At 44.6% G+C, this 7,872-nt stretch carries 7 protein-coding genes; 3 read left to right on the top strand and 4 right to left on the bottom strand.

The features are described 5' to 3' along the window. Positions 1 to 47 precede the first annotated feature (47 nt). Positions 48 to 338, top strand: coding sequence for an HNH endonuclease (locus ACFQ2O_RS18125; protein WP_377531173.1), 291 nt, complete (start codon positions 48 to 50; stop codon positions 336 to 338). A 154-nt stretch (positions 339 to 492) separates the two neighbouring features. Here the strand turns inward: ACFQ2O_RS18125 and ACFQ2O_RS18130 are convergent, their stop codons facing one another. Then, positions 493 to 1,959, bottom strand: coding sequence for a nicotinate phosphoribosyltransferase (locus ACFQ2O_RS18130; RefSeq protein WP_377531175.1), 1,467 nt, complete (start codon positions 1,957 to 1,959; stop codon positions 493 to 495). Positions 1,960 to 2,103: 144 nt separating this feature from the next. Here ACFQ2O_RS18130 and ACFQ2O_RS18135 point away from each other — a divergent pair, with 144 nt between their 5' ends. Continuing rightward, positions 2,104 to 3,171, top strand: a complete 1,068-nt coding sequence (locus ACFQ2O_RS18135) for a DUF6687 family protein (protein WP_377531178.1) — start codon at positions 2,104 to 2,106, stop codon at positions 3,169 to 3,171. A gap of 226 nt (positions 3,172 to 3,397) precedes the next feature. After that, complete coding sequence (locus ACFQ2O_RS18140; protein WP_377531182.1) at positions 3,398 to 4,249, top strand: universal stress protein; 852 nt, start codon at positions 3,398 to 3,400, stop codon at positions 4,247 to 4,249. A gap of 39 nt (positions 4,250 to 4,288) precedes the next feature. On the opposite strand, the gene ACFQ2O_RS18145 is transcribed toward ACFQ2O_RS18140, so the two are convergent. The 3 genes from ACFQ2O_RS18145 to ACFQ2O_RS18155 all read right to left on the bottom strand — a co-directional run bounded on the left by ACFQ2O_RS18145 (position 4,289) and on the right by ACFQ2O_RS18155 (position 7,601). Next, positions 4,289 to 4,699: a hypothetical protein gene (locus tag ACFQ2O_RS18145; protein ID WP_377531185.1), complete on the bottom strand. Its 411-nt coding sequence runs from the start codon at positions 4,697 to 4,699 to the stop codon at positions 4,289 to 4,291. 58 nt (positions 4,700 to 4,757) lie between these two features. Beyond that, the gene (locus tag ACFQ2O_RS18150; RefSeq protein WP_377531188.1) at positions 4,758 to 5,588 is read right to left on the bottom strand and encodes a thermonuclease family protein; all 831 of its coding nucleotides are present in this window, start codon (positions 5,586 to 5,588) and stop codon (positions 4,758 to 4,760) included. Between the two features lie 219 nt (positions 5,589 to 5,807). Beyond that, positions 5,808 to 7,601: a tetratricopeptide repeat-containing sensor histidine kinase gene (locus ACFQ2O_RS18155; RefSeq protein WP_377531190.1), complete on the bottom strand. Its 1,794-nt coding sequence runs from the start codon at positions 7,599 to 7,601 to the stop codon at positions 5,808 to 5,810. Positions 7,602 to 7,872 lie beyond the last annotated feature (271 nt).

Genomic DNA, 7,872 nt, shown 5'->3' on the forward strand with positions numbered 1-7,872 from the left:
GATGTAATTGTTATACTTAGCAAATTGTCTTTAAAAAAAGAATACAGATGGCAAGAAAGCTGGATGTACTGGTATGTGAATTATGCGAGCGGGAAGTACAGAGTCTATCACGGCACCACCTGGTGCCAAGAGAGGAAGGAGGGCGCTATGGTGCAACCGCCGAATTGTGTCAGCCCTGCCACAGCACCCTTCATCTAACGTTCAACAACCGCGAATTGGCAATCCTGTATAACAGCATTCCAGCTCTGAGGCAGGCAGAGCCTCTACAGAAATACCTGAATTGGGTTAAAAGCAAGCGCATTGAAAAAATAGCTAACCGTAGGGGGAAAAAGCGTTGACGCCTGCTTTATACTTAATGCCTAAGTATAAACAACTGCTGGTGTACCAACAAAGCACCTGTTTGCCCTGTAATGTATGATTTAGTTGCAGTTTATGCCACCGCTAAGCTTGCAAGTGGGGCTTAAGGGCAGCAAATACCTGATGTTGGTTCGCTTATTTAGTACCTCGAAGGGTTAAAATCATCTCCATCTTATGCTGGTGTAGCTTCTCCTCCAGGCCTGCCGGGTAGCTATGCGGATTGACATAGCGGCGTATACTTTCGTGTAGTCGGCTTATTTCCTGTTTGGTGTTAGACTTAATACTTTGTAGATCAGGTAAAGTATAAACCAATTTCCCTTTTGTGAACACGGAAATCAACAGATCCCGGTAAGCGGTATCAGAGGTGATTGACTTGCGGCGGGTGCTATCCAGTGGGTGCACAACCTGCACCTGGTCCGGCAACGGCTCCAACTCATTATAAATCATGTCAGCCAAGTTTCGTTCCTGATTGTAAAAGCGCCTTACCTGCAACATGCCGGGGTTTGATGTTTTTACAAGCTGTTCTGAAAGCTTGATTTTATACTTCCAGTCTCCTGTTTCTGCTTTGATGGCTGCCAATTTATAAACTCCACCCAGGGCTGGTTGGTCATAGGCTGTTATCATTTTGGTGCCAATGCCCCATACATCTATTTTAGCGCCTTCCTGCTTCAGGTGTGTTATCAGGTGTTCATCCAGATCGTTGCTGGCTACAATGCTGGTTTGTGCAAAGCCTGCCTCATCTAATAACTTTCGTGCCTGTTGGCTTAAGTAGGTAAGGTCGCCGGAATCGAGGCGGATGCCACCAAAAACAAACCCTTGCGGCTGTAGCTTTTTTGCTACCTCTATGCCTTTTTTTACACCCTCCACGGTATCGTAGGTGTCCACCAGGAAAACAGTATCTTTCGGAAAAGCTTGCCCATAGGCTTCAAAGGCTTCTTCTTCAGAGTCAAAAGCCTGTACCCAGCTGTGTGCATGCGTACCACGAACGGGTATATCATACAGTTGGCCTGCCAAAAGGTTTGATGTAGCATCGGCTCCTCCTATATAGGCAGCGCGTGTAGCTGATAAAGCACCATCTATACCTTGTGCACGGCGCATACCAAACTCTATCACCTGGTCGCCTTTGGCCGCTTCTTTTATACGTGCTGCTTTGGTAGCGATTAAAGTTTCGAAGTTTATTATGTTGAGTAGTGGGGTCTCGATGAGCTGTGCCTGTAACAACGGGCCTCTCACCCTGATCAGGGGCTCGCTTGGGAAAACAACCGTACCTTCAGGTATAGCGTCTACATCGCAGCTAAATTCCATCTGCCGCAAATAGTCTAAAAATGCTGTTTCGAAAAGAGGCTGCCCCTGACTGCCCTTCAGGCTGCCAAGGTATAAAAGGTCATCATCAGTAAACGTAAGCTGCTGTAGGTATTGCACAGCATGTTCTAGTCCTGCTGCCACAGTATAACCTCCCTCAAAAGGATGCTTACGAAAGTATAAATGAAACACAGACTCGCGTTCGGCCATGCCATTTCTCCAGTAGCCATAAGCCATAGTTAGCTGGTACAGGTCGGTGTGCAGTGCAAGGGATGTGCGGTAAATATCTTGTAGCGCCATGGGCGTGTGTAGGTTGATTCTGGTGGAAAGTTAAGAAGTATACATAACAATATCGAAAAGGATACAAAGTGAATCATTTCAGCAGTAAAGTCAGCGTGTAAATAAAAACTTGCAGGTTGCTGGATGTATCTGCAAATTTGAGCTATGCAGAAGAGAAAGTTTATTCCGTTTTCAGAGGTAAAACACCAAAAAGCCATTGTAGTGGATAGCGCACATCCAAATGGAGTATTGTTATCGCACTGGCGAGGAACTCCAACTCCTGAGGCGATACAAGATGATACAAGTGCTGCCATTGTTTTAAATGCGCTCCGCTTAAACCTGCCAGAACTAGGTGTGGCTAATGTAACGGCTAACCATTTTGATATAGATGGTTTTGTAGGTGTATGGGCTTTGTTAAATCCTGAACTAGCGCTGGAAAACGAAGAATTGCTTCGGCAGATGGCTATTATCGGAGATTTCCGGGAGCTGGACCTAAACCACCCGCTCGCTGGGGAAGCACTGAAGCTTGTATGCTGGATTAATGCGAAGGAGCGCGCCTTGTTCTATAAACCATTCGAAGCAGATACGATGGAAGAGAAGGAGGCTGCACAGTGTGTGCAGAAGTTTAACTACTTCTTGCGTGAGTTTGGTACAGTGCTTGGGAATCCTGATTGGGAAAAAGGTGCCTGGGAAGATGAAGTAGCCAGCGTGCTTTTAGGGTATCGGGATGTTTACAAACCAGATACGATGCTAACAAGATACCCGGAAATTGGGTTAGTTATTGTTGAAACGCCCCACCCAGTGCATTACTACGCCTTATTTAGTCGCACACAGGGCTTTGATATTGTTCTGTCGTGCTACCAAGGCAATAAGTATGAGCTGGAGTATAAGTATACTACCTGGGTTGATATTGCATCGAGACCTACTTTGCCTCGCATAAGTATGGCGCCACTTGCGGCACGCTTAAACGAGCTGGAGAACTCCGGCCGACGTTGGACCTTTGACGCCATCACTGAAACAGGGCCTCTTTTACGCCTGCAAGGAGAAGATCTAACCCGAACAGAAGCTTATGAAAGCCCAACAGAAAGGGAAATTTATACTTCTTCTATTCCTGTGCAAGTGCTGAAAGAGCAGGTGGTTTCCTTTTTTGATGCGTCTTACAAAGGTATTGAACGTAAGTATAAGTGGACATGGAAGGAAGTGAAAGAGTTGAATAGTGGTAGTGGTAAATAGCTATATTTCAGTTGTTAATGGCATTAGTTAGCAAATGGCATAGTCCCAGCTATGGTAAAGGGGTGCTATATAGTAACATCTAACAGCTGGTATCATAAATATTTCTTCAGAAGAAGAGTTTTTATGTTCATACAGAGTTTTTTTCCTATTTCTTTTGCTGGTTCCCGTATACATAGCGGAATAGTGATATAGACACTAAACGCAACAACAACTACAAACTAGCAAAATGAGGAAAATAATATGTCCAACTGACTTTTCCGATACTTCGGTAAAGGCAGTAAAGTATGCTGTTTATATAGCACAGCATGCTGGAGCGCATCTTACGCTAATGCATGTGGTGCACTTACCTATTGTTGATACATCAGAAACAGCACTGGTTGCGAATGAACTGCTGGGGGAGCAGACATTGGATGCAGCCGAAAAGCTAAAAGCTATGGTAATGCACCTGGAGGGGATACATGGTGCAAATCGGGATGGAGGCTTTACCTGTGATTATGTGGTAAAAGAGGCCTTGCTGACAGATGTTACAGAACAGCTGACTTCAAAAGAAGGGTATGATCTGGTGGTGATGGGTACTACAGGCAGCGATAGCAAATTAGAAGAAATCCTGATAGGGAGCAATACGGAAGCCGTCATAGAGGAGGTGAAATGCCCTGTGCTTTCCATACCTGAAAATGCTCCCGAGCCAAAGCTAGACCGCATTATATACGCTTCCGACTATAGCGAGGAAGACCGCAATGCCCTAAGGCAGGTGGTGGAGCTAGGTAGTTTTTTCGGAGCCGAGATAGATGTAGTCCATGTGGTGAAAGAGGACGAGAAGATGGATGGAGAAGAAGTAGAAACCTTTTGGAAGGATTTACAAACCCTGTTTCCGAATGTGCCTCTTTCTTTTCAGGAGATTAGAAATAAGCACCGTGATGATGGACTTAAAAAGTACTATAACCAGGTAGGAGGGGATGTAATGGCGATAGTGCGGAGAAAGAAGGGGTTCCTGAAGAGCATCTTTACTCAAAGCCTGGCAGAACGTATGACGTATCAGGCAGATATACCGTTACTGGTGCTGCACGGTGTTAAATAAAAGAGCGCAGGCCCTACCCAAAGTAGGGCCTGCGCTCTTTTATTGCCCTAAAGCCCGAACAGCATTTTCATCAAATATGTGATCTAGTTCTTTGCTACATTCCGGACAGTTATAACGGCCGTATTCTTCAATGGCTTTAGGTAATAACAGGTTTCTGAAGTTGCCTTTACCTTTGCATTGCACTAAGATAGGGCAATCGTGTTTCAGGTGGAAGATATCTGAAACGCCATCTTCGCAAATCCAGACACGTTTGTTAGAAAGTTCTTTCGGGATAAAGAAAAACGTTGGCGCAGGCCTTTTTTCGTTAACTGCAGCTGTTGTTTCAGAAGCATCATTTTCAGGGGCGGCAACGGTAGCAGTTTCTTCCTGGCTCTCTTGCTGCTGGCATGCTACAGAGATAGAAAGGAGCAAAAGAAGAAAAGCTGCTTTGATCAGGTAAAGTGGTTTCATTCTATTAGTAATCAATAGTATCAGGTACAAAGAGGCAATATAAGGTATAGTTTACTATTTAGCGGCTGCAGGTTTTATCTACGCGACGCTGATACTCCCGAATAGCAGTGGCCTCTGTCGTTTTTATAACTTCTTCTTTACAGCGCTTCAACACATAGCAGTCGGCTGTAAGGTGATAAACGCCAGAGCCGGTACTGTTACACAAATAAACAGTACGTTTTGTCGCCCCTGCTGGTATAGGTGCAGTAGAGCTTCCTGTTGATTTTTTTTCTTTACGATAATCCCATGGAGCAACAGGATTGGCGTCCTGCCATAAGCCTCGCTTAAATCTCCTGGCATCAGCTTCAGCATTTGCCAGGTTTTTATCATTGGAGTAGGCTTTATAGTGCCAGGCATAGCCATTTTTGACAAGCTCTTCGTTCAAACTGCGCCCATCTGGAAGTAGGATGGTACCAACTGTGCGGCCATACCTGTCTTTGTTTTCTACAATCAAACGTACATGTTTATCAAATACAAGGTCTGAGGTAAATTGCTTCGCTTTCTGGCCGTACGCCTGTGTTTTCTCCGGTGTATCAACGCCATAAAGACGGACTGTTACCGGTTGACCGTTCTGTAACAACTCGATAGTATCGCCATCCTTTATTCCTATTACCTTGTCGCCGGAAGTAGCTGTTTGTCCGTTTCTCTCAGTTTCCGCTGTAGCTGCTCTTTCTTCTTCCGCTATGGCAGGTTGTTCTGTCTCTGTGTAGGCAGTGCTGGAGTCTGTTTCGTTTAATCTTTCAAGAATAGCCTCCTGGCGTTCCCGAAACTGTTCCTGACCTTCCCGATGATCGCTCTGGCAGGCACTAATGCCGAGGAATAACAAAACTAGGTAGCTGTACTGTTTCATGGTAGTAGGAGAAGCGTTGGTGTGGTGCTCAGGTAGTGTTGTGCCTGTAGCTGGTGCAAAAATATACTTATACTTTGCTAACTACAAGCCAAATCTGATTCTTGCCGAATGGCCGGCTAGCAGCTAGTAAAAGTTTACTTTAGCGCATGCTGTTACAGACTTACTTCTAAAGTAAAGTATAACTACTATCAGAAGATAGTAGTACGGTTTCTGAAAACATCAAGCAATAACAAGCAGCTTTTGCTTCTTTGTTTTTACTAGTGTATCTGCTGCGGGCAGAGAGAAGGTGAAGGTGCTTCCTTGGCCAGGGCTGCTGCTGGCTCCTATAGAGCCACCGTTCTGCTCTACAAAATATTTGCAAAGGTGCAGGCCCAATCCACTCCCTTTCTCATTGGCTGTTCCGCGGCTACTGGTATTTGATCCGCTGAAAAGCCCTTCCAAACGTTCTGGTGCCATGCCAATACCTGTATCCTGTACCGAAATTGCTGTGAAACCTGATTCGCTCCAGCCACTGATGACGATGGAGTCTCCGCGTTTGCAAAACTTGATGGCATTTGAAATCAGGTTGCGTACTACCAGGCTCACCATTTCTCTATCAGCATGAAGGTGTAGTTCCTGCTCTAAATGGCAAGACAAGGTTACCTTTTTTTGCTCTGCCTGTGGTTGTAAAAGCAATAGATTCTGGCTAACAAGCTCCTGTACCTCTAGTGTTTCAGGCCTAACCAAAAGCCCTTGCATCTGCGCTTTTGCCCAAAGCAGCAGATTATCCAACAGCCAAAGAGAATTTTGCTGACTGGCCTCAAGAGAAGCCATAAATACACGCATTTTGTCTTCAGGCACAGAGCCTTTGGCTGCTATTTGCAATAAACCTTTCAGTGAAACAAGCGGCCCTTTCAGATCATGAGCGATAACAGAGAAAAGCCGGTCTTTTACAGCATTAAGTTTCTCCAGTTCTTCTTTTTGACTCTGCAGCAGCGATGCCTGTGCTGCTAATTGCTCCTTTTGCCTCGTAAGCATATCGGAGTGACGCTGTATATCTGCATTGCCCTGTAAGAGCAATCCATTAATGCGCCGCAGGCGCTGTCTTCCTTTAAAGAAACCAATTGCTACCACACAAACAGTGAGCAGTGCGGCCACTGTAAGCATTTGCAGCGCATTTCTGCGCTGCAGGGCTTGTTGTTGTAGTTCTGCCTCTGCTTTAAGCAAAAGGTTTTCCTGCACTGCCTTCTCTTTCTCATACTTCAACTGGAGCTCCCCCATATGATGCTGTAATTCATCCAGCTGTACACTATCCTCATACTGGTTCTGGAGGGTTAGGTATTTGTGTGCGCTTTTATAATCATCCAGGTTCAGGTAAAGATGGTTGAGCTGTTCAGCTGCTATGGTAATTTCGTCTTTAGAGTTAAGCTTTTGGACTAGCTGCAGGTTTTCAAGGGCATAAGGCAGTGCCAGGTCTGATCTTTTCCCTGCCATATATGCCTCAGCCATAGCGTTGAGAGAATAAGCCTCATCTACTGTATTGCCACTTTCACGAGCAATTTTAAGTGCTTTGTTATGGTATGTCAGTGCTTTTTCCCATTCTCCCTTTTCGGAATAAATCAGCCCGATGTTATTTAAGCTGATCAGCATGCCATTCAGATCGTTGTTATTTTTCTCTAGTTCGAGTCCCCGCTGAATATAGTCCAGTGCCTTGTCCAAGTTTCGCTGCTGCTGGTACACGCTTCCAAGGTTACCCAGAGCCATTGCTACTGACGGGGTATCATGCATGGCTCTAGCAATGTCCATTGATTTTTTATAAAGCTCAATGGACTTCTCAAAATTTGATTGAGTTGCGTAGATAGAAGCTAAATTGTTGTAACTGGCGCTTATGCCTGCAGAATCGCCTATTGCTTCACGGATGCGAAGCGATTTAAAGTAGTAATTGGATGCTTTGCTATAGTCACCGTACATATCATGGGCAACACCAATGTTATTATAAGCAAGCGCAATTCCTTTTTTATCATTAAGTTTCAAAGCAAGCGCTAGTGCTTCGTTGCCATAAGCTAGAGAGGAGCTAAAAGATGTGTTCCAAAACTGTTTACTAAGATCACACAATAAGATTACTCTCTTACTAGGATCTGTGGTTGTTTCTAACTGAGCCTTTAGTTTTGCAATTTTATCAGGCTGTGCAGTAGCATTATTGCAAAATAATATAATGCTGAATAATAGCAGAATGTATTTCATCTACAATGGATTACCTTCAAATATAGTAATTATATATATTATTTGCTATGTAATGCTGCTT

Source organism: Pontibacter rugosus (assembly GCF_042678745.1).
Classification (GTDB): Bacteria; Bacteroidota; Bacteroidia; order Cytophagales; family Hymenobacteraceae; genus Pontibacter; species Pontibacter rugosus.

What these genes read in the sequence shown, in the direction of transcription:
- ACFQ2O_RS18125 (WP_377531173.1), top strand. Translation starts at nt 48, where the DNA reads ATGGCAAGAAAGCTGGATGTACTGGTATGTGAATTATGCGAGCGGGAA.
- ACFQ2O_RS18130 (WP_377531175.1), bottom strand. Translation starts at nt 1,959, where the DNA reads ATGGCGCTACAAGATATTTACCGCACATCCCTTGCACTGCACACCGAC.
- ACFQ2O_RS18135 (WP_377531178.1), top strand. Translation starts at nt 2,104, where the DNA reads ATGCAGAAGAGAAAGTTTATTCCGTTTTCAGAGGTAAAACACCAAAAA.
- ACFQ2O_RS18140 (WP_377531182.1), top strand. Translation starts at nt 3,398, where the DNA reads ATGAGGAAAATAATATGTCCAACTGACTTTTCCGATACTTCGGTAAAG.
- ACFQ2O_RS18145 (WP_377531185.1), bottom strand. Translation starts at nt 4,699, where the DNA reads ATGAAACCACTTTACCTGATCAAAGCAGCTTTTCTTCTTTTGCTCCTT.
- ACFQ2O_RS18150 (WP_377531188.1), bottom strand. Translation starts at nt 5,588, where the DNA reads ATGAAACAGTACAGCTACCTAGTTTTGTTATTCCTCGGCATTAGTGCC.